Consider the following 21,373-nt stretch of genomic DNA (forward strand, 5'->3'; position numbering starts at 1 on the left):
GGTCATTGTCCGAAAAGGCCCGGCAGCCACAGGGCCATCGCGGGAAACAGGATCAGAAGAAGAAGATGGACCAGGTCGCTGGCTAGAAACGGCATCACCCCCTTGAAGATGCGGTTGATGCTGACGTCCTTGGCGACGCCCTGGATCACGTAGAGATTCATGCCCAGTGGAGGATGAACGAAGCCGATTTCCATCGCGCGGGTGATGAAGATGCCAAACCAGATCGGCGACATGCCCACGCTTTCCACCACGGGCAAAAGGATCGGCGTGGTCAACAGCATCAGCGCCAGGCCATCGAGCACGGAGCCCAGCAGAAGCAGCAGCCCCGCCACGACGATCAGCGTCGGAATCGTTCCCAGGGCAAGGCCGGTCACCCAATGGCCGACGGCGTCGGTAAGGCCCGTCACGCTGATGAACGTCGAGAACACAAGCGCGCCGATGATGACCAGAAAGATCAGACCGCTGGTCCGCAGCGTTTCGGAAAAGGCGCGGAACAGCACTTCCCGCGTCAGGCGACGACGCCAGGCCGTGATTGCCAGAGCACCAACCGTGCCGATCGACGAGGCTTCGGACGGGCTGAACCACCCCAGCACGATCCCGCCCAGCACAAGGCACAACAACCCGAGCATGTCCGCGATGCGCAGCATGGCCTGCCCGCGTTCGCGCCAGGTCGCCCGCTCGCTCGCCGGCGCGATCGAAGGCCGCCAGCGGACCAGCAACCAGACGACAAGGCAATAGAACAGCATCTGCGAGATGCCGGGAATCAGCGTTGCCGTGAACAGCTTCCCCACGGACTGTTCCGCGATGATGCCATAGACAATCAGCGCACCGGACGGCGGAAGCATCTGGCCCAGCGTGCCCCCGGCCGCGACCGTTCCCGTGGCGAGCGCGTCCGAATAGCCGCGCTGGCGCATTTCCGGCAGGGCCACCAACCCGATCGTGGCGGCGGTGGCAAGGCTCGATCCGTTGATCGCACCAAACCCCGCGCACCCGCCGATCGAGGCATAGGCAAGCCCGCCACGTCTGTGCCCGACCAGCTTGGCCGCGGCATCGAACAGGTCGCGGCTGGCATTGGCCGAAAAGAACAGATGCGCCATCAGCATGAACAGCGGCAGCGTGCCCAGTTCGTAGCGCGTCAACGTTTCCACCACGATCACGCCGGCCTTGATCAGCGCGGGTTCGAAGCCCAGCGCCACGATCAACCCGCCGGCGCCGACAAGCCCCAGCGACACGCCGATCGGCACACCCGAAATCAGCAACGCGAACAGCAGGACAAGGCCGATCAGGCCGGTTTCAGGCGTGGCGAACATCAGCGCTTGCGCTCCACCAGTTGACGCGCAAGCAGGACAAGCACGACGACAAGACCCGCATTGAGGAACATCCTCAGCCAGCGCCACGGCACGCCGAGCAGTTCGCTCACTTCCTGGCTGCCCCACAGATCGCTGGCGAGCCACGCGGACCCGCAAAGAAGGACGGCATAGAACGCCATCGTCAGCAATAGCGAAAGGCGTTCGACGAGATGCGCTCCGCCGGGTTTCAACCGGTCCAGCACAAGGTGAACGCGTGCGTGATTGCGCGCCAGCGTTGCGGAAACGAGCGCCAGCGTCCCGGCTACCAGCACGCCCACCTGCACAAGCTCGATCGCGCCTTTCAGCGGCAGGCCGGTGTGGCGGCCGATCACGGACAACAGATTGAGCCCGGCCGCCGCGATCAGCGCGGTGCCGCCGGTCCAGATCATGATGCGCGCAAGAACGTTCATGCGGCTACCTCGCGCACGCGCCCATCGGCATCGATCCGGATGTCGGGCATCCCGGCATCGCGCGTGATGCCAGCCACATAGGCGCGTATATCCGCCGCCCGATCCGGCGGCGCCAGAACCGGCCGCCCCGGCGCTTCGACATCGACCGGGATGATCGCCGGCACGATGGTGCCATCCGCGCCCCACTCTATCCGTCCCAGGAACGCGTTCACCGCCTGCGGGTGAAACGGCGCCAGCGTATAGGCCGGATCGGGTTCGAAACCGAACAGCGCCTTGCGCCGCTGCGCCCATTCGCGGCGGGCCGGATGATCCTGCGCCGGGCTGAGCGCGCGGGTGACGACACACCCGTTGCCAAGGCCGTGAAAGATCGGCTTCCCGCGATAGAATTCGATGCCACGCACGATATGCGCATGATGGCCGATCACGACATCCGCCCCGGCGTCGATCGCCGCATGCGACACGGCGCGTTCGTAGGGGGCCAGCCGCGCGGGCGTATGGACGATACCCTTGTGCAGCGCCACCAGCACCAGATCGGCCACGGTGCGCGCGCGGGCAATGTCCTCGCGCAGGATGGCCACCGCCGCGTCGGTCAGCGCGACGAGGTTCGCCGCGGGCGCGACCGGGCTTCCGTCCGCCGTTGCGATCGGCAACCACGCGCAGCCAGCCCGGTCCGCGCCGGCCCAGGCGCTTTCGGGACCAACGCAATTGTAGCTGAGCAACGCAATGCGCCGACCGCTACGGTCCACCACGGCCGGCTCGCGCGCTTCGGCCAGCGTCAGCCCCGCCCCGGCATGGGCGATGCCGGGCGCATCAAGCCCGGCAATGGTATCGGCTATGCCTTCGGCACCGCAGTCGGCGATATGATTGCCGGCAAGGCTGACCATGGAGAACCCCGCCCCGGCGATCGCCGCGATATTTTCGGGCGGCGCGCCGGGCGCCGGGACATCCCCTTTCATCTCGGCTCCGCGCGCGGTGTGTGGCACTTCCAGATGGCCGATGGCGAGATCGGCGGCGCGAACCGCAGGCGCGATTCCGTCGAGCCAGTAGGGTGCGTCCGGTTCATCAAGAACGAGATCGCCCGCCAGCACGATGGAGATCGCCTCCCAGTTCACGCCGCCTTCCCCCCTCATCGCGATTGTCAGAACGCCTTGCGGACGCTGATCGCGAACAGCCGGCCGATCGGATCGGCGGCCGTGGCGTCATACCCGCCGCTGCCGTTGCCGCTGGGCGCCAGGTTCACATAGGGCGGCTTCTGATCGAACGCGTTGCGCATTTCAAAGCCCAGCGTCATGCCCTTGTCAAAGAACCCCGTCGCCTTCTGATCGCCGATGCGCCAGCTGATCGAAAGATCGACCGGCGTGAAGCTCCCCACCGACTGCACGGGCACCGCGAGGTTGTTCTTGTACCCCCCGACGTGCGTGATCAACACACGCGCGCTGACCGGGCCGTGATCCCACAGGATGCTCGCGCGCGCCTTGAACTTGAGCGGATTGAAAATCACGTTCAGGCGATCGACCAGCGGCGCCGTGGGCGTGACGGCGACGCGATATTTGGTGAGATAGGTTCCCGACACGTTGAACGTCAGCGTATCCCTGTCGGAAACGTCCTTGGTCCAGGTGCCGGTAAAATCGATGCCCCGGGTAATCGAAACGCCAAGGTTCTGGCTGCGCCCGTCGACGAACAGGGTCACGTTCGCGGGGTTGCCGCCGGGAAACGATCCGCTGGCCAGCGCCACGCCCTGCGCCAGCAACTGCTGAACCCGGGCGGCGGCGGCCGCATCGCGAAGGATGATATTGGTGCCGGCGTACTGCGCCTCGTTACCGAGAATGGTCAGGTTCGACAGGTTGGCGAGCACCTGGTTGCGATAGTTCACATCCCAGTACGTGATGCCGAAGTGCAGCGTCGGGGTTGGATCGAAATCGGCGCCGATGGACCAGGTGGTTGCCGTTTCGGGCTTCAGGTTAAGGTTGGGGCCGGACAGCGCATAGCCCTGCAACGGCGCTCCGCCGGCCGGGTTCTGATAGCTCTGGCCGAACAGGTTGTTGGAGTTGCCGTAGATTTCGGGGATCGTCGGCGCACGGAACGACGTGCCATAGCTGCCGCGCAGTTTCAGACCCCGCACCGGCTCCCAATTGATCCCGAACTTGGGATTGGTGGTGCCGCCGACATCGCTGTACTTGTCGTAACGCACCGCGGCGTTGAGTTCGAGCCGTTCAAACCCGGGCATCGCGTTGGCCGCACCGAAGACCGGCACGAACAGTTCGCCATAGACCGAATCGACCTTGCGTCCGAAATTGCGGAACACGATCGGCGTGGTCGGAGCGCCGCGCGCCGATCCCAGCCCCACGGTGAAGTCCTGCCGTTCGTAACCGCCCGCCAGCTTCACTTCGCCACCGGGCAGCGCGAACAGCGGCCCGTTGATGCGCCCTTCGTACGTCTTCAACCGCCCGTTGGTCGGTGCGAGGAATATCTGGTTTGCAAGGACAGCGCGGACGGCCGCGCTCGTGCGCCCCAGGCCATAAGGATCGAACGCGGTGGCCGGATCGCTGCTGGCCAGCGCGGCCGTCAGCGCGCCATTGTTCAGCCCAAAGTAGGAGCCGGAGAAATCGTGCGTCTTGCCATAGCCGAACAGTGCCTCGACCTCCCAGTTGTGCGGCAGCTTCGCCTTGATGCCGGGCGTGATCTGCCAGCTTTCGGCATAGCCGAACGAATCGTTGGTCGGCAGGTCGTTGCGGAAGTTGTAGTCCAGCGTGTAGCTGGTGCCGGTGAAGCCGGCCGGGCGCACGAAGAACGCGTTGGTCTGCGGAACCGTTATGCGGGCGTTGGTAAACCCGGACTTCCGGTAGAAATCGCGCTTGGAATAGAACCCGTCGTAAAAGACGCTCAACCAGTCGGTAAGGTCGTACCGCCCGGTGCTGTTCACGGAATCATACTTCTGCCGCGGCGCCAAGTCCTGGTTGGTCAGTTCGTCGCACTTGTTGAGCGTCCCCGCGACAAGCGCACCCGCGGTCGCCTGCGTCACGCCCGCCGCCGGTATCGCGTAAGTTGTGCCGTTCGCGTTGATATTGCCCGGCGCACAGCGCGCGATGCGGTAATCCGCGCCACCGAACGGAGTCTGGTTGTTCGTGAAGAACGAACGGTTGTCACCGCTCAGGTTGGAGCGTTCGACATGTTCGTAAGCCACCATGATCTGGCCGCGCTCGAACACCTTGCCCAGCGCCGCACCCAGCGAATATTCGTGAAAATCGCCGCGACCGCCGATGCCCGCACGCGCGAACACCTCGCCTCCATCCAGCGACCGGCGCGGAATGAGGTTCACCACGCCGGCAACCGCATCGGAACCGTAGATCGCCGATGCGCCGTCCGCCACGACCTCGACCCGTTCCACGCCCAGCGAAGGCAGGACGGAAGGATCGATCGATCGGCTGTTGTTCGTCACCCGGTGGCCATCGATCATCACCAGCGTCGCATAGGGGCCGATGCCGCGCAGGTTGACCGAGTTGCCGTAAGTGATGTTGCCACTGCCGCCGGACTGGCCGCGCGAATTCTCCGAAACACCCAGATCGAATACCTGCGGTATCTCCTTGACCATGCGATCGACCGTCACCGCGCTGGACGCCTCGATTTCCTTCCGCCCCAGTGTGGTGACGGTGGAACCCACCGGCGCCTCGCCGCGCACGCGGCTGCCAGTGACGATGATTTCGGCGCTGCTCGGTTCGTCCTGCGCGGCGTCCTGCGCCATCGCGGGCACCGCCGCGATCGCCAGGCCACAACTGCCGATACAGAACGCTGTCCGCAAACGCGTGATGTTATTGCCCTTCATGTTGACTTACTCCTTCCCCGCGGCCGGCTGCGCGGCCTTTCCTTCCAATGATGCTCAATCGGCGACTGGCAGGTCGATCCACGACGTCCCGCGCCCGCCGCGTTCGACGGCGATGACGGGCGCTGGCGTCTGCATGATTTGCTTGAGATTGCGCTGGCGCGGATCCGCGCCGGCGATCGTCACGCGCAACCGCGCGCCGGCCGGCACGATCCGTGAAACCGGTGTAAGGTCGATCGCCAGATCGGCCTGCTGCCCCACCGGCAGCGGCGCCACGTCGCGCCGCAGGCCGGAATGCCACGGCAGGCCCAGCGTGTTGTAAGGGGCTGTGGCCAGCTTGCGATGCGACAGCGCCAGCCGGCCGAACGAAACGACCTCGACCTTGCCGTCAGCGGCCACTTCATCCACATAGACGAAAACGTTGGCATCCGGCTTGTCGGCCGAAACCTTCAGGCGCACCACCGGATAGCCGACCAGCTTCATCGCACGCGCCAAAGGTGCGCTGGTGTAGCTCAGTCCCTTGTCATCCATGGGCCTGGCCCAGAACGCGAAGTAGTCCGGGTCGGGCAGGTCATAGCGCACCGTGAAGCGATCGGTGCCGCGATCGGCCGGCGCGGAAGCCAGCACGCCATCGTTGACCGACCGGGCAGAGCCGCTTCTGCCCCCGGCCAGGAACCATGAGACGGGCTTGACGCCCTCGCCCGGCAAGGACCGGGAACGGACATACCCGCCCTTCCCCTCCAGGCCCTCCACCCAGTAGGTCGCGCGCGGCTCGCGCTCGATGCCATTGTCGACGCCCTTGAGGTAATGGTCGAAGTAGCGGCGCACTTCGCCGGTGAAATCGAACCCCGGCGGCGGCACGCAATGACTTCCCGGCCCCGCGAGGAACTTCGCGCCGGGGAGATTGGCCGCGCTCAGAATCGATTGCGCGGTTGGCTCGTCCTGCCAGTTGCTCCAGAAGTAGGTGGCGATGCCGGCCCGGTGAATTGCGCCCATGTAGTTGTAAACGCTGGCTTCGTTCCAGAAGGCATTGCCGGTCAGCGGCGAAACGCTGTCACGATAGGGCATGCCATACCACAGGGCCGCCATCGGCGTGTTGGCCGCATGCTGGGCGACGGCGGCCTTTAATTGCACGCCGTCGGCGTCGGCATCGACCGGCACGCTCGCCAGATCCTCGCTCAGCGGCTCGTCCGGCCGCGTGTTGAACTGCGCGGTTATGCCGCCTCGCTTGACGAACGCGTACTTGTCGAGATCCGAGGCGCCGATGAAAACCGCCTTGAGCGATGGCGGCGCCGTGGTGGCGGTATGGAACGTCGCCCCGCCCAGATACGAGCAGCCGATCATGCCGACCTTGCCCGTGGAGAACGGCTGGCGCGCCAGCCATTCCACCAGGTCATACCCATCCCGCGCTTCCGTCCGGTCCTGGAAACCGTGGCGGCTGCCGAAAGACGCGCCCTTGCCACGGATGTCGGCCACGGCGACGACATAGCCCGCCGCGATGAGCGACCGGAGCGCCATCCGATCATTCAACGCGACCTCGTTGAGCTTGCCGTCCTGTCCCACGAAGCGGGCACGGTATGGCGTGAATACGAAAATCACCGGGAGCGGGGCACTTTCCACCCCGCCGCCGCCCGCCGGACGATAGATGTTCACGGCAAGGCGTGTGCCATCGCGAACGGGCACATAAAGCGAGCTGCGCTGTACGTCAGGATAGTCGGCAGCGTTGCCGGGCACCGCCATCGCGGCTGCTGCCGCCACCGCCACCCACCGAATCGCCTGCATGGCGCCTCTCCAAATTGTTGACAATTTGATCGGCGATCCCGACGCCGCAGGCAACGGAAAAATCGATCACAATATTGTTGACAATATTGTCCGGACTTGGAAAACGACAGATATGGCTGAAAATCCGTCTCTCCGAGCCCCCACCGGGCCTGAAATCGCCGACTGGGTCCGCGATCGCATCCGGGCTGGCCGCTTCGTCCCCGGTCAGCGGCTGGTGGAAGTCGACATCATCCGGCAGACCGGCGCCAGCCGATCGAAAGTGCGCGAGGCGCTGCAGCGGCTGGAAGGCGAAGGCCTGGTCCAGATCGAGGAATTTCGCGGCGCGTCGGTCAAGAATGCCAGTCTGGAAGAAGTGCGGCAGATCTATCGCGCGCGCGTCGCGCTGGAAGGCATTTGCGCCGGCGATTTCGCGCGGCATGCAACGCCGGAACAGAAAGAGCGGCTGTGCGCGGTTCAGGATGCCCTCGACCGTTGCGTGGACGATCGGGCGCCCGAACGCTTCGGACGGCTGAACGTGGAATGGCACCGGCTGATCGTCGAAGGGTCTGGCAACGCGGTGATTGCGGACCTTCTCCAGCGCTTGAACGTGCCGATCCATCGCCTGCTGTTCGAAAGTTTTTACGACGACGAACGTCTGCGCACCGCGAACGCGGACCACCAGAACATGGTGAAACTGCTGCTTGCCGGGGATGCGGATGCCAGCGAACAGGCCATGCGCAGGCATATCGAGGACGGCTTCGTCACGCTTTCCAAGATCGAAAGCGAATTTTACCGTTAGGCCGGGCGCCGTGGCCCTGCCCCCCTCCGCGTTCAGGCGCTTTCGCGGGCGATCAGGCGAAATCCCACGTCGATCCAGCGTTCCCGCAATGGCTCGCCGTTGCCATGCTTGCGGATCGCAGCGATGGCTTCGCGCGCGATCCGCGCGCCATCGACTTCGACCGACGTGATCGTGGGCCGCATTTCCCCCGCGATCGAACTGTTGCCGAAACCCACCACGGCAATATCCTCGGGCACGCGCAACCCGGCCGCCATGGCTTCGACGATGATTCCCTGCGCCAGATAGTCCGAACCGCAAACCACCACATCGGGCATGTCCCGCAAGCGCCGGATTTCGGCGAAGATACGGCGGGCATGACCAAACCGCGAAGGAACCTCCACGCTCGATTCCGTCAGCGCGATGCCCTCGGCGGCCGGCCATTCGGCCAAAAAGCCATCGCGCCGCATCTGCGCGCGCGTGCCGCTGGCCGTCACCAGATGCGGGCGGCGGTAACCGCGCGACATCAGGAAGCGCGCCACGTCGCGCCCCGCCGCTTCGTGCGAGAAGCCGACCGCCAGACCGATGGGTTCTTTGGGCAGATCCCACACTTCGATGAACAACGCGGGAGACCGGCGGACCATCGCTTCGACTTCGGGCGTGACCGGGCCGGTAAAGATGATCGCATCCACCCTGCGGCTCAACGCCGCGCGAATGAGATCCTCGGTGCGCCGGGCCGAAACGCCGGTAAGCCCGAGCATGACGGTGGTGCTCGCTCCCGACAGTTCTTCCACCATCGACTGGATCGTGTCGTTGAAAATCGAGTCCGTCAGGTAAGGGATCAGTACCGCGACCATCTTCGACTTGCTGGACGCAAGCCCGCCGGCGAGCAGGTTGGGAATATAGCCGGTGGCGGCGATCGCCGTGCGGATGCGATCGGCGGTCGCGGGGGCAACCACCGACGGATTGTTGACGAAGCGGCTGACGGTTGCCGTCGAAACCCCGGCATGCGCGGCGACATCGTCTAGCGTGGGTGAGCGGCCGGGAACGTCGTTCATGCGCCTTGCCTAGCCCGCCCCGGCCCCCGTGCGCAATCGCGTTACGCGAAGCGCAGGGGAACGGAAAGCGCACCGATTTCCGGCCAGCGGCTCACGGTTACCGGGCCATCGAGCGAAAAGCCGTTCGTCGCGCCGAGGATCTCCTCCAGCGCCACGCGCAGCTGCATCCGGCCCAGGTGCACGCCGGGGCAATTGTGCGGCCCCCGCCCGAAGGCGAGATGCTGGGCAATGTTGGGTCTGTCGAGGATGAACGTATCGCCTTGGGGGAACACCTCCTCGTCCCGGTTGGCGGAAGCATAGACGAGCGCGATGGCCTCGTTTGCCGGAATCGTCCGCCCGCCCATTTCCACATCGCACACGGCCGTGCGCGCAAAGCCGCGATAGGGCGTGTAAAGGCGCAGGAATTCCTCGATCGCCGCCGGAATCAGTGAAGGGTCCGCCCGCAACTGCTGCTGCAGCGCCGCGTCCCGCGAAAGATGGACGCAGATGTTGCCGATCATCACCATCGGCGCGACCATCCCCACCACCAGAACCTGACGCACCGTGCCGACCAGCAGCTCCTCGGGGAAAGGCTCACCCTCGTGCCGGGCGGCCAGCAGCGCGCTCGTCGGGTCGATTTCGGGATCCTGCGGCTCCTCGCGCCGGATGGCGATCAGCCCGCGCGCCATTTCATACAGGCGCAAGCTGGTTTCCTTCATCCGCTCCGGGGTGTTGGAATGAACCGCCAGAATGAAGGCCCGGCCCGCGTCATGCAGGGTATCCAGCCAGGCATCGGGCATGCGCATCCATTCGCCGAAGATATGAACCGGCAGATAGCTGGAAAACTCGACGCAGATGTCGCCGCCACCCTTCGCGACCATAGGAGTCAGCAGCCGCCGCGCCAGCGCGCGCGCCTTGTCCGCGTAGGCTTCCGATTTTTCCAGTGAAAGCAGTGGGTTAAGAGCCTTGCGATAAGGCGTGTGCTCGGGCGGGTCGAGGTGCAGCGGAGGGCGGCGGCCCGTGTACGCCACTTTGGGCACCACATTCTGCACCGACGTGATGAACGTCGAGGAATCCGAGGCCGCGCGCTTGACATCGTCATAACGCGTCAACGCCCAGAAACCACCCAGGCCATCGGTGTGCGCCACCGGACATTCCCGTCGCAAACGCGCATATTCGCGATGCGCGCTGTCGAAGTCCTCGGGCTTTTCAGGATCGAAATCCTGGGGAACGGTGGTTTTCATGGCGCGATGCATAAGTATCGACGAATGCATATGCAAGCGCTATCATCTTCCCTTACGGACACCGATGCCGCCGATAAAATGGGGAGAATGCGTGAAACAGCACCACGAAGCGCAGGGCGTGCCGGCCGTTGAACGATCGGTGGGCCGCAAGGTGCTGCTGCATCTGGTCGTCCCGGCGGCGTTCTATGTGCTGATGGGCGCGATAGACCGCACGAACGTGGGGTTTGCCGCCCTCGATATGAACCGCGCCCTCGGCCTGTCGGGCACCCAGTACGGCTTCGGCGCCGGCGTTCTGTTCGTGGGCTACATGCTGGCGAAATATCCCAGCGTGCTGCTGTACGAGGCCATCGGGATGCGCCGCTGGCTCACGGCGATAACCGCCGCGTGGGGGCTGGCGTCCTGCGCGATGGCGATGATCTCCACCGAACGGCAACTCTATGGCCTGCGCGTGCTGATCGGTTTCGCCGAAGGCGGCCTTTCGTCGGGCACGATGCTCTATCTGAGCCAGTGGGCACCCGAGCGGTACCGTGCATCGATCCTCGCCATCCCCATCACGTCCATCTCGGTGGCCCAGGTCATCGGCGCGCCGGTTTCCGGGTTGCTTCTCGATCTGGATCATCCGCTGGGGATGGAAAGCTGGCGCCTGATGTTCCTGGTCGAAGCGCTCCCGGCCCTCGGGCTTGCGGCATTCGCGTGGCTGCATTTCCCGGATTCGCCGGACGATGCCCGCTGGCTTACGCCCGAGGAACGCGCGTGGATCCGCGGCAACATCAAAGGCGCGTCGAAGCCTGGCGCCATGCCGGACGCGCAGGCCACCGGCGATCGCTGGGCAGTGTTGCGCGATCCGGTCGGCTGGCTGTGCTGCGCCATCTGGTTCTGCATCCTGGCCTCCAACTACGGGATCATGTTCTGGCTGCCGCAAATCGTGAAAGGCCTTTCAGGCCTGAGCGCCGGCGCCACGGGGCTGGTCGTCGCGCTGCCGTGGGCGGCCAGCGGCATCGGCCTGGTCCTCAATGCGCGCCATTCGGACAAGACGGGGGAACGCTATCTCCACGTCGCCGTGCCCGCACTTTTCGGCGGATTCGGCCTGCTTGCTGCCGATTGGGCCGGCGCCAGCCTGCCCGGACTGATCGCGCTGATTATCGGGGGCGCATGCACCGGCTGCACGGTCGCGGCATTTTGGGCGATACCGACGCGGATGCTGAAGCCCGCAAGCCTGCCAATGGGCATCGTCGTCATCAACATGGCCGGCAGCCTTGCCGGAGCCACCGTGCCCCCCATGATGGGATACCTGAAGGAAACAACCGGCTCGTTTACGCCGCCGACGCTCCTGCTGGTCGGCATCGCGGCATTGTGCGCCAGCCTGACGCTCGTGGCCCGGACGGTCGCCGCGCGCGCACAGGCCGCTGCGTGAACGGTCAGGCCGGGCGCCGCCACGGCCTGCCTACGATCGCCATCCTGGCGAGCGTGGCCGCGCTCGGATCGATGGCGATCCACATGCTGGTGCCGGCCCTGCCAGTGCTGGCCGGCGAACTGGGCCTGAATCCCGCACGCGCGCAGCAAGTTGTGAGCGTCTATCTCGGCGGCCTTGCCTGCGGCCAGTTGATCGCGGGGCCGGTTGCCGATCGCTGGGGCCGCCGCCCCGTTCTCCTGCTGGGCCTGGCCTGCTACATGCTGGGCGCGGCCGCCGGCGCGCTTGCCGCGACCTTCCCGCTGCTGCTTGGCGCGCGGCTGCTGCAGGCGATGGGTGGAGCGGCCGGAGTCGTGGCATCGCGCGTCATGGTGGGCGATCTGTTCGACCGCGCGGAAGCCGCAAGCAGGCAGGCCACGCTGATGACGATCGTCCTGCTATCCCCGGCAATCTCGCCCGTTATCGGGGGACTCATTGTGACTCACAGCGGATGGCGCATGATCCTGGGAATGCTGGCGCTGGTGGGCGGCGCCTCGTTCGCGTCATCGTGGCTTCTGCTTCCGGAAACGCGGGACGGGGCCAGTTCGCCCGCAAGCCGATCCTCCACCGCCCATCCGTCGACCAGTTTCGCGAGGCTTCTGAAGGGGTATGCCCGACTCCTGTCGAACCCGGGATTTCTGCTGGCGACGGGAAGTCTCGCCTGCGCCAGCAGCAGCCTCTACATGTTTCTGGGAAGCGCTCCTTTCCTGCTGATCCGCCAGTTTGGACTGACACCGGCGCAAACGGGCACGGCGCTGCTGGCCATCGCGGGCGCCGGCATTGCCGGAACGCGCCTGGTCGGCCTGACCGAGCGCCGCGGCGATGCGCTGCTGGCAGGCACAGCGATCGCGCTGGGTGGAACATTGCTTGCCACATGGCTGGCCTATCGCGGGATCATCGGTCCGGTGCCGCTCGTCGCGCCGATGATGTTGCTGGGCGTGGCCTCCGGCATGATCGGACCGGCGGCGATCCATGCCGCGATCTTTGCGGAGGAAGGGCTCGCGGCAACCGCGGCCAGCCTCGCCGGGGCGACGCAGATGCTTGCCAGCGGCTGTGCCATGGCAATTCTCGGCCTGTTCGCCCCGATCACCCCGTTGCGGCTGGCGTTGGCGCTGCTGCTGACAACCGGCTTCGCGTTCTGCTGCGCGCTTTCACGCCTCCTGTCGGCACACGAACAGCGCGATCGCGCGCGCTGACGGACGCTATCGGGTCAACGGCGTGACAAAGCATCTATGCAAGGGCTTACATATGCGTTATCGGCCAACGCCACAAACAATTCTCATGAGGGTGAGGAAACCATGACCACCATCGCACGTGCGGCGCGCCCTGCGTTGTCCATCCTTCTTTGCAGCGTTTCGCTCCCCGCGCTGGCCCAGACGGCCGACAGCCCGCAGGACGACGGTGCGCTGCAGACCATCGTCGTGACCGCCGAACGCCGCACGCAAAGCCTGCAGGATGTGCCCATCTCGGCAACGGTCCTGTCGGGCGAGGACCTGCAGAGGAAGGGCGTGTCGAACCTCAACGACATGCAGCAGGTGGCGCCATCGGTCGCGATCAACACCTTCAACCGATCGACGTTCATCAATATCCGCGGCGTCGGCATCGCGCAGTCCGCCCCCACATCCAACCCGGGCGTCGCCTATTACATCGACGGCCAGTTGATCCCGCACGAACAGTTCATCGGCCAGAGCTTCTTCGACATCGGCTCGATCGAGGTACTGCGCGGCCCGCAGGGCACGCTGACCGGTCAGAATTCAACCGGTGGCGCGGTTTACGTGCGCACGCCCGAGCCCGAGTTCGGCAGCAATTTCGCGGTGGGCGATTTCACCGCGGGCAACTATGATCGCTATCGCGCCGTGGTGGCCGCCAATGTCGGCGGAGAGGACGTTGCCCTGCGCGTCGCCTACGTCCACGAACAGCGTGACAGCTACACGCGGAACATCGCCGCCAACGCGCTGAGCCAGCCCGGCAACCTCAACATGGACGCGATCCGCGCCAACCTGCGCCTGCGCGGCATGGATGGGAAGCTGAACGTCAACGTGCGCGGCGAATATTTCGACGTGCGGACCGACAACAACGCCGTGAAGAACCGGAACGACGCGGTCTCCTCCAACCCGTTCGTGATCGAGGAAGACGCCCCCTCGTTCCAGAATCAGGCCGGCTACCGGATTTCGGCCGAGGCGCGCTACGACGTGGCCGACACCGTGCAGGCGCGCGGGCTCGTTTCGTGGCAGGACGGCTTCACGCACGACCAGACCGACGGCGACCGCACCGCAACCGCGCTGCCGGTTCCGGCCAACCTGCCGACAACCGGCGCCAACACCGCGCGCTTCCCGGGCCGGGTCAGCAACGGCGATACGCGCTTCAAGACGCTGATCGGCGAAGTTAACCTGCTTTCGACCGGCAAGGGTCCGTTCCAGTGGGTGCTGGGCGCCTTCGTGATGGACGAGACCGTTCCAGTGACGCTGCTGCGCGATAACCGCAACACCACGCAGCTGCTGCAATCGAACAGCAGCATCATCACCACCGCCAAGAACACCTCGCAATCGATCTTCGGGCAGATCAACTATTACGTGACGCCGCAGATCGAACTGCTCGCGGGCGCACGCTACAGCTGGGACAAGCAGGTTTACACCCGCTTTGCCGTTCCCGGCGCCGGCTTTACCCTGCCCTTCGTCAGCCAACAGGCATCAAGCCAGCTGACCGGCAAGGTTGGCGTCAACTACCACTTCAACGGCAACGGGCTGATCTACCTGACCGCGTCGAAGGGCTACAAGGCGGGCGGCGTCAACCTCACGCCCAACACGCCCAACTTCAAGCCCGAGCGCAATTTCGTCTACGAGCTGGGCTTCAAGACGGAAGTCCTCGACCGCCACCTGCGCGTGAACGGCGACGTTTTCTATTCGGACTACAAGGACATCCAGCTGTCGAGCCTTGTCGGCGGCCTGCCCACCACGCAGAACGCGCTGGCCGGGCGCTCCAAGGGCGGCGAACTCGAACTGACCGCGCAGTTCGGCGGCTTCGCCGCCAACGCCGGCGTCGGCTATCTCGATGCCAAGTTCAACAACTCGGCCTGCATCTCCGATACCAACGCGGCGGGCACCGATCCCGGCTGCCCCACCAACCTGCGCTTCGTGCCCAAGGGACGGGTGCTGCCCTTCTCTCCGAAATGGACGGTCAATGCCGGCGCGCAATACACGCTCGCGCTGGCAGGCGTGGACGTGACGCCGCGCATCCAGTGGTCGCACCTGTCGCGGCAGAATGCCACGCCCTTCCCCAGCGTGAACACGCTGGTGCCGGGACGCGACATCTTCGACGCGCGCCTGACGTTCGACCTGGGCAAGAAGTACAAGCTGGAGGCCTTCGTCAACAACCTGACCAACAAGACCTACATCGCCACGCAGATCCAGAACAGCTCAAGCGCGGACGGCGGCATCATCTATGGCGCCCCGCGCACCTACGGCCTGCGCATCAAGGTCGAGATCGGCAACTGACGGCAACGGACGGACGTGATGCGCACCGTGTTCAAGTCCATCCGGTTCCACCACGTCCTGCCCGCAATCGCCGTCCTGACGCTTGCCCTATCGGCAGGTGCGCGGGGCGGCGATGCGCCGGACCGCTGGTGGGCAGCGGGCGAAGGCCGGGTGTTTCCGGCCGAGCTGGACTACGACAACGCCAACGGCACGTTGCGCGCGCTGCTTGTCGGCGGTCCGATGCCGACGAAGGGCCACCCGTTCTTCGAGCCACTGGGGCCTAACGGTCGCGCCTGCGTGACCTGCCACCAGCCCGCCGATGCCATGAGCCTGTCTGCTGAAAGCGCCCGGCGGCAATGGGAGCGTACCGGCGGCAAGGACCCCTTGTTCGCAGCCTACGACGGTTCGAACTGCCCCACGTTGCCGCAGGCGGAACGGGCATCGCATTCGCTCCTGCTGGAACGGGGGCTGATCCGCATCGAACGCCCGTGGCCGGTGCGGCAGTTCAATGGCCAGCCGGTGACGCCGGACTTCTCGATCGACGTGGTGCGCGATCCGAACGGCTGCAACAGCGGTCCGCACTATGGTCCGGCGGCGGGCAGGATCTCGGTCTATCGCCGGCCGCGCCCGGTCGCCAACATGAAATACCTGCTGGCGGTCGGCTTCCCCTATGACCCCAAGCAGGGGTACGCGCTGCCGCTCGATCCGGATACGGGCAAGCCCGAATCCGGCAATCTCATGGCGGACAACCGCGCCGGCAACCTGCGCATCCAGATGGAAGACGCCGCAGCCAGCCACCTGCAGATGCTGCGCCGGCTGACGCCCGAGCAGCGCAGGCAGATCGAGGATTTCGAACTGCGCATTTTCACCGCGCAACAAGCAAGCAAGGCTGGCGGCGCCGTCGATACGACCGGTGCCGGGGCAGGCCCGGCGCGCTTGCGGGATTCGCAGCCGGGCGCGCTCGGCAGCATCGGGGAGCCGGTGTGGAGCGAATTCACGGGCTGGGAAAAGATCAGCGCAGAAGATGCGCGGACCCTGACGCCAGCGCAACTGGCCTTCCGCCAGTCCGTTGCCCGTGGCGCGCGCGTGTTTCGCGAAAAGATGTTTCTCATCACCGACACGGCCGGCATCAATTCCCGCATCGGCTTTGGCAATCCGGTGCGCAATTCGTGCGTGTTCTGTCACAACATGAGCCAGATGGGGAACGATGTGGCCCCAGGGCAGGTCGACCTCGGCACGACGACGCTGCCCTTCGCCGATCCCTGGGCCGATCTGCCGCTGTTCAAGGTCACCTGCCTGAAAGCGCCGCACCCGCATTATGGCCGGGTCATCTACACCTATGATCCCGGCTTCGCGCTGACCAGTGGCCGCTGCGCCGATGTCGGCAAGATCACGCTGCAATCCATGCGGGGGCTGTCCGCCCGCGCGCCGTACTTCTCCAACGGCTTGGCAAAGGACTTGCGAGGGATCGTGGACTATTACGAGCGTCGCTACTCCATCGGCTATACCGAGCAGGAAAAGCAGGATCTCGTCAATCTGATGAGCGTGCTGTGATGAAACGGATCGCGATTGCAGCCGGATGGATCATCGCCCTGGCAGCGCCAGCCGCCACCCAGGCGCAACAGGTGGGCGACCTCGTCCGCTTCATCGCCTGCCCCGTCTATCGCGATACCGATTCCGGCCGCAAATCGGGTTGCTGGCTGGCGGACGACCGCGAAAGCGGGATCCGCTATGACGTGAGCCAAAGCCCCTACAAACCCGATTGGAACCGCGAAGTGTTGGTGGAAGGCCGCGTTTCCGCCGATCCGCCCACACCGTGCGGTGCAACGGTGCTGGACCCGGTGCGGACTTCGCGGCTGGATACGCCCTGCCCGCGCCACATGCTGCCGGCGGAAGGATACGCGGGCCGGCGCTACAAGCTGCCCCGCCGCAACATCGATCCGCTGTCCGTGCCCCGGAAAGTGCCGCCCGGTCCCTACGCCGAGCGCACGTTCCCGGTCTATTTTGAGTTCGGCAACGACTTCCTCGTCTATCAGTACGACGACTGGCTGATCGATAACGCGGTCACCTGGATTCGCGCGGCGCACCCCAGGAAGCTCGTCGTCACCGGATTTGCCGCAACCGACCCGACGTCCGTATCCGGCCGCACCATCGCGGAGCCGGCCGGCCTTGCCGCCGCGCGTGCCGCCAGCATCGCGGAAACGCTGCGGCGGCTTCTGCCGGGCATGATCGTGGAAACCCGCGCGCAAACGGGCGCCCATCCCACCGACGAGCCGGAAGCGGACGGGCTACCCGGACAATCGCAACGCCGCGCGGAGATCCGCGTGCTGTTCTGAACACGGCCGATAGCGCGGCAGCCCGGCAGGACCGCTGCTTGCAAGCGGTCTACGCGCGATCACACGAACAGGCTGCCCACGTCTTCGCAACGATCCAGCGTGAGTATCGCGGCTGCCAGACGCTCCGCCTGATCCCGGCCACGCGGCAACGCGGCATGGGCAAGGCAATCGACAAACTTAGCGTGCTGCGCCGCATGCGACAGCGGGCGCGCCGGGCAGCCCAGCGCATCGGGCACCATCGCCTCCAGAAACGTCCCGTCGTGGAGCCGGATGCCCATCGCCCCGCCGGTGCCCCGCTGCCAGGCCGGCGCCTTCGCAATACGCGGCCGCACCAGCGCCGATAGGGCCAGCACCTGCTGGTCGGCTAGCGTGTCGGCGTCGAAATCGTCGAGGCCGACGCCACCCCTTGTCAGCGCCAACGCCGTCGTAGATGGTATGGAAAACTTCGCGTCGATCGCGACGGCCGGCGCCTGCTTGCGCTCCAGCGGATCGACCAGCATGTGCTGCACCTCATCGACCTCCACATCGATGCCGGCGACTGCGGCCGGGACAAAACCGTGCCGGCCGCGCAGATCGAGCGCCATTTCGATAAACGGATGCGTTCCCCGGCAACTCGGCCAGGGCTTGAATGTCAGTTCCGTACCCCAGAAATGCGTGCCCAGCCGATCGGCAAGATCGTCGGCGGAAAAGGCGCCACCGGCGTAAAGCGCGTAAAACCCGGCCCTGCCCTCCAGCGGGGCTTCGAACCCCGTAACCCCCTCTCTCGCCAGTAGCACCGCCGTAAGCGCGGCCTGAGCGGGAAAGGCCTCGCGCACCGCCCGCAGCACCGTCCTCCGGCTGTGTTTGATCTCGCCCGGCATGGTTGCCTGACACAGGACCATGGACAGCGCGTCCTTCACTTGCGCGGCATTCAGCCCCAACAGGTTGGCCGCCCCGGCGGCGGCACCGTAGGCCGCGACGATGGGGGGCGGATACCACCCTCCCTCCTCCATGGGCTGCCTGAGCGAAAGCGCCATACGACAGGCGATGTCGCCGCCGACCGCCAGCGCCGTCAGGAAGCGCCGGCCATCCACCGGGCCTTCGGACTGCGCCAGCGCCAGCAGCACCGGGACGAGCGAGGCGTTGGGATGGGCCGGTGCGCGATCAAATGCGTCCTCGTAATCGACCGCATGGGCAAGGGCGTCATTCGCCGAGGCGGCGCCGGCCGGCTGGGCGCGGATGCCGGTGCCAAGAATGCTGCACGGCCCTTCTCCACCGCGCGCGGCCAGCGTCACGAACGGCTGTGCTTCGTGGGCGAGGCCACTGGCGACGTAGATCACCCCCGTTGCGTCCAGACATGCGCGGGCGGCGGCGGCGCGCGCATCGTCGGGCAAGCTGTCCCACCGCATCGCGGCGATGTGCCGCGTCAGCATGTCGCTGATTCCGGTTCCGGATGACGCCATCATCGCCGCGCCAGCCGGGGAGCGAGCGACAGCAGCACGATCGCGGCGATCAGAATGCCGGCGCCCAAAAGCTCGGCCGGGCGCGGCATCTTCAATCCCCAGAACAAGGCGAGCAGAACCGACCCGCCCACCCCGGCGACAAGGCTCGCCGCGCGTTCCAGCGGCACGCAATAGGCATTTTCGCGCGGGTCCAGCAGGATCAGGATCGCCAGCACCGAAATCAACGTCAGCGTGCAGCCGATCCAGAACAGCGGCCACAGCACGGGGTCCGTCCAAACGCTGACAAAGCCCCAGGCGAGTTCGCCCGATTGACCGCCGACGCCGGATGCTGAAACCGCCGCCAGCGCCGCCACCGACAAGGGCAGCGCGATCATCTTTTCCTCGACGAAGTACCGTCGGACAGAGGCGGCATCCCCGGTCTTGGAAATCTTGGTCATCACCGCCAGCCGAAGGAAATAGCCGATGGTGTAGAGCACGACCGTCACGATCGCGATGGGCGGCAGCTTGAGGCCGCCCCGATCGGTCAAGGTGATGAGCAAGGCCAGCAGCACCATGGCCAGCGCCGCCCAGCTCCACCAGCGCACGCGACGCCCGAACACCATGTCCACCAGCGGCGCGATGACCAGGACATCGCCGCGCATGATCAGCTGGATGAACGGGATGCTCACGTCCCGGATCGTGAAAGACAGCGGCACCGTGAACAGCACGAGCGCGGTCCCCAGCCCCGAAAGCAGCGTATAGCGCGTCGGCACGGGCACGCGCATGCCGGCCACCCGCACGGCGTGGGCATCGCGGTGCCATCCCGAAATCCAGATGAACGCCCACGTCAGGACCATGCTGATGATCAGCGAGGCCGGCAGCGTTTCCAGCCCGGTCAACGGCCGTCCCAGGCCGGGATGCGTTACAGAGGTGACCAAGCGCGTGACGATGACGTTCGGCAGATAGGCCAGCAGATAGAAGAAAACCGTGGCTTCCATCGGAAAGGCGGCCAGCGACAACGGACGGTGGCGCGCACTCATTGCGCCGCTTCCACGATGACCATGTCGCCTTCCACGCGATAGCGCGCGTTGAGCCCCGCCTCGTCCGTCACCGCAGCCATGTAATCGACCACCGCCGCGAAATCCGCGGTCCCCGGCGCAGGCACGCGCGGTACGGCGTCGCGCCCGATCGCCAAGGGCAGGAAGCCGGCCTGCCGCACCCGGCCATTGGCGATATCCAGCCGCGCGATCATCGACAGGCGGGCGGCTTTGGGGAAATTGTAAAGGCTGTCGAAATCGGGCTCCCATTCCTCCGCCAGAACGCGGATTTCATTGAAGCTCTTCGATGCCGCATGCGCCGGATCCATGCGCAGGTCGGTCGCGAAGTTGCATAGCGAATAGAATACCGGTTTGCCGTCGATCACCTCGCAGCCCTTCAGGATATGGGCATGGCCGCCGAAAATGGCATCAGCCCCCGCGGCGATCGCCGCACGGGCAACGTCGCGCTGATAGTCCGCGATCACCGCACGCACGAAATGAATGCCCCAATGGTGCGAGACAAGCACGACATCCGCTTCGCGCTTCGCCGCGCGGATATCCGCCTCCATCGCGGCAAGATCAGCACGATGGGGATAGGTGTGGGTGCGCGGCGGCGTGCCTGGCTGATCGTGTTCGATCTGCTCGTACACCGTGAACGCGCGCATCGGCGCACAGCCCGGCCGGCGCTCGTCCGCCCAGTAACTGTGCGGCAGAATGCTGGAATAGGCGAGGAACGCCACGCGCGTTCCGTCAGGTAGTTGCCGTACCACCGGGCGGCGCGCCTCGACGATAGTGGCCCCCGCGCCAACCACACTGATGCCGGCCGCCTGCAGGTGCCCGTGCGTTTCGAAGAAGGCCTCGGCGCCCCAGTCCATCACGTGATTGCCGGCCATGGAGATCACGTCGAACCCGGCCCGGCCAAGCGCTGCGGCGCCTTCGGGACGGGCCAGTACCGCATGTCTCGCCTGCGGAAGCCTTACGCCCCGTTCGGCGAAGCTGGTTTCAAGCTGGCCAAACACGATGTCCGCGCTTTGCAGAAGATCGGCCGTGCCCGCAAAACAGGCATCATAGTCATCGCGATCCATCGCAAGGTCGCCCGTGGCGAGAACGGTGTGGATCACGATCTTCTCCCGCAGGCCATGCGGAACGGGATTGGCGATGGCCTCTTTTCATCGGGCTACCGCGCCAGCAAAACGAACGCAAGCGCTTACATACGGCGATTCCAGCAGGAGCGACAATCGCCACAGGAAAGCGCCGCCC

The 21,373-nt window shown here is 65.7% G+C and carries 16 protein-coding genes; 6 read left to right on the forward strand and 10 right to left on the reverse strand.

What is annotated here, in order from left to right; all coding sequences use genetic code 11:
• Nucleotides 1-2: 2 nt before the first annotated feature.
• From FA702_RS19975 to FA702_RS19995, 5 genes are read right to left on the reverse strand one after another with little or no spacing between them, the layout of a single operon-like run.
• A complete protein-coding gene (locus FA702_RS19975; RefSeq protein ID WP_136957842.1) occupies nucleotides 3-1,310 on the reverse strand; it encodes a TRAP transporter large permease in 1,308 nt (435 codons plus the stop codon).
• Nucleotides 1,310-1,759: a TRAP transporter small permease gene (locus FA702_RS19980; protein ID WP_136957843.1), complete on the reverse strand. Its 450-nt coding sequence runs from the start codon at nucleotides 1,757-1,759 to the stop codon at nucleotides 1,310-1,312. The genes FA702_RS19975 and FA702_RS19980 overlap by 1 nt, the downstream gene beginning before the upstream one ends.
• Nucleotides 1,756-2,889 carry a CapA family protein gene (locus FA702_RS19985; RefSeq protein WP_136957844.1) on the reverse strand — a complete coding sequence of 378 codons (1,134 nt, stop codon included), beginning with the start codon at nucleotides 2,887-2,889 and terminating at the stop codon, nucleotides 1,756-1,758. Before FA702_RS19985 ends, FA702_RS19980 begins: the two co-directional genes overlap by 4 nt.
• Nucleotides 2,890-2,897: 8 nt before the next feature.
• Entirely contained in the window at nucleotides 2,898-5,582 is a 2,685-nt protein-coding gene (locus FA702_RS19990; protein ID WP_136957845.1) for a TonB-dependent receptor domain-containing protein, read from the reverse strand.
• Nucleotides 5,583-5,636: 54 nt separating this feature from the next.
• The gene (locus FA702_RS19995) at nucleotides 5,637-7,361 is read right to left on the reverse strand and encodes a CocE/NonD family hydrolase (protein ID WP_136957846.1); all 1,725 of its coding nucleotides are present in this window, start codon (nucleotides 7,359-7,361) and stop codon (nucleotides 5,637-5,639) included.
• On the opposite strand from FA702_RS19995, the gene FA702_RS20000 reads away from it, so the two are divergent.
• Nucleotides 7,303-8,139 (forward strand): GntR family transcriptional regulator, encoded by an 837-nt coding sequence (locus tag FA702_RS20000; RefSeq protein ID WP_255504853.1) that lies wholly within the window; start codon nucleotides 7,303-7,305, stop codon nucleotides 8,137-8,139. The genes FA702_RS19995 and FA702_RS20000 overlap by 59 nt on opposite strands.
• A 32-nt stretch (nucleotides 8,140-8,171) precedes the next feature.
• Here FA702_RS20000 and FA702_RS20005 read toward each other — a convergent pair whose 3' ends face one another.
• Together FA702_RS20005 and FA702_RS20010 are read right to left on the reverse strand one after the other, a co-directional pair.
• A complete protein-coding gene (locus FA702_RS20005; RefSeq protein WP_136957847.1) occupies nucleotides 8,172-9,173 on the reverse strand; it encodes a LacI family DNA-binding transcriptional regulator in 1,002 nt (333 codons plus the stop codon).
• A 41-nt stretch (nucleotides 9,174-9,214) separates the two neighbouring features.
• The gene (locus FA702_RS20010) at nucleotides 9,215-10,426 is read right to left on the reverse strand and encodes a cytochrome P450 (RefSeq protein WP_255504920.1); all 1,212 of its coding nucleotides are present in this window, start codon (nucleotides 10,424-10,426) and stop codon (nucleotides 9,215-9,217) included.
• 61 nt (nucleotides 10,427-10,487) lie between these two features.
• Here FA702_RS20010 and FA702_RS20015 point away from each other — a divergent pair, with 61 nt between their 5' ends.
• The 5 genes from FA702_RS20015 (at nucleotide 10,488) to FA702_RS20035 (ending at nucleotide 17,655) form a co-directional block, all read left to right on the forward strand.
• Nucleotides 10,488-11,810: an MFS transporter gene (locus tag FA702_RS20015; RefSeq protein WP_255504854.1), complete on the forward strand. Its 1,323-nt coding sequence runs from the start codon at nucleotides 10,488-10,490 to the stop codon at nucleotides 11,808-11,810.
• Complete coding sequence (locus FA702_RS20020) at nucleotides 11,807-13,042, forward strand: MFS transporter (protein ID WP_255504855.1); 1,236 nt, start codon at nucleotides 11,807-11,809, stop codon at nucleotides 13,040-13,042. The genes FA702_RS20015 and FA702_RS20020 overlap by 4 nt, the downstream gene beginning before the upstream one ends.
• A 102-nt stretch (nucleotides 13,043-13,144) precedes the next feature.
• The gene (locus FA702_RS20025) at nucleotides 13,145-15,340 is read left to right on the forward strand and encodes a TonB-dependent receptor (protein WP_136957848.1); all 2,196 of its coding nucleotides are present in this window, start codon (nucleotides 13,145-13,147) and stop codon (nucleotides 15,338-15,340) included.
• Nucleotides 15,341-15,358: 18 nt separating this feature from the next.
• Nucleotides 15,359-16,873, forward strand: a complete 1,515-nt coding sequence (locus tag FA702_RS20030) for a hypothetical protein (protein ID WP_136958102.1) — start codon at nucleotides 15,359-15,361, stop codon at nucleotides 16,871-16,873.
• Complete coding sequence (locus FA702_RS20035; RefSeq protein ID WP_136957849.1) at nucleotides 16,873-17,655, forward strand: hypothetical protein; 783 nt, start codon at nucleotides 16,873-16,875, stop codon at nucleotides 17,653-17,655. Before FA702_RS20030 ends, FA702_RS20035 begins: the two co-directional genes overlap by 1 nt.
• Before the next feature lie 59 nt (nucleotides 17,656-17,714).
• On the opposite strand, the gene FA702_RS20040 is transcribed toward FA702_RS20035, so the two are convergent.
• From FA702_RS20040 to FA702_RS20050, 3 genes are read right to left on the reverse strand one after another with little or no spacing between them, the layout of a single operon-like run.
• On the reverse strand, nucleotides 17,715-19,067 hold the full coding sequence (locus FA702_RS20040; protein WP_255504856.1) for an MmgE/PrpD family protein: 1,353 nt from the start codon (nucleotides 19,065-19,067) through the stop codon (nucleotides 17,715-17,717).
• Nucleotides 19,068-19,096: 29 nt separating this feature from the next.
• Complete coding sequence (locus tag FA702_RS20045) at nucleotides 19,097-20,116, reverse strand: hypothetical protein (protein ID WP_136957850.1); 1,020 nt, start codon at nucleotides 20,114-20,116, stop codon at nucleotides 19,097-19,099.
• A complete protein-coding gene (locus FA702_RS20050) occupies nucleotides 20,113-21,234 on the reverse strand; it encodes a CapA family protein (RefSeq protein ID WP_136957851.1) in 1,122 nt (373 codons plus the stop codon). The genes FA702_RS20045 and FA702_RS20050 overlap by 4 nt, the downstream gene beginning before the upstream one ends.
• Nucleotides 21,235-21,373: the final 139 nt, after the last annotated feature.

This window comes from Novosphingobium sp. EMRT-2 (assembly GCF_005145025.1).
In the GTDB taxonomy this organism is placed as follows: Bacteria; Pseudomonadota; Alphaproteobacteria; order Sphingomonadales; family Sphingomonadaceae; genus Novosphingobium.

Bases quoted from the DNA above. Each gene is read 5' to 3' on its own strand.
- FA702_RS19975 (WP_136957842.1), bottom strand. From the start codon at position 1,310: ATGTTCGCCACGCCTGAAACCGGCCTGATCGGCCTTGTCCTGCTGTTC.
- FA702_RS19980 (WP_136957843.1), bottom strand. From the start codon at position 1,759: ATGAACGTTCTTGCGCGCATCATGATCTGGACCGGCGGCACCGCGCTG.
- FA702_RS19985 (WP_136957844.1), bottom strand. From the start codon at position 2,889: ATGAGGGGGGAAGGCGGCGTGAACTGGGAGGCGATCTCCATCGTGCTG.
- FA702_RS19990 (WP_136957845.1), bottom strand. From the start codon at position 5,582: ATGAAGGGCAATAACATCACGCGTTTGCGGACAGCGTTCTGTATCGGC.
- FA702_RS19995 (WP_136957846.1), bottom strand. From the start codon at position 7,361: ATGCAGGCGATTCGGTGGGTGGCGGTGGCGGCAGCAGCCGCGATGGCG.
- FA702_RS20005 (WP_136957847.1), bottom strand. From the start codon at position 9,173: ATGAACGACGTTCCCGGCCGCTCACCCACGCTAGACGATGTCGCCGCG.
- FA702_RS20010 (WP_255504920.1), bottom strand. From the start codon at position 10,426: ATGCATTCGTCGATACTTATGCATCGCGCCATGAAAACCACCGTTCCC.
- FA702_RS20025 (WP_136957848.1), top strand. From the start codon at position 13,145: ATGACCACCATCGCACGTGCGGCGCGCCCTGCGTTGTCCATCCTTCTT.
- FA702_RS20030 (WP_136958102.1), top strand. From the start codon at position 15,359: ATGCGCACCGTGTTCAAGTCCATCCGGTTCCACCACGTCCTGCCCGCA.
- FA702_RS20035 (WP_136957849.1), top strand. From the start codon at position 16,873: ATGAAACGGATCGCGATTGCAGCCGGATGGATCATCGCCCTGGCAGCG.
- FA702_RS20040 (WP_255504856.1), bottom strand. From the start codon at position 19,067: ATGCTGACGCGGCACATCGCCGCGATGCGGTGGGACAGCTTGCCCGAC.
- FA702_RS20045 (WP_136957850.1), bottom strand. From the start codon at position 20,116: ATGAGTGCGCGCCACCGTCCGTTGTCGCTGGCCGCCTTTCCGATGGAA.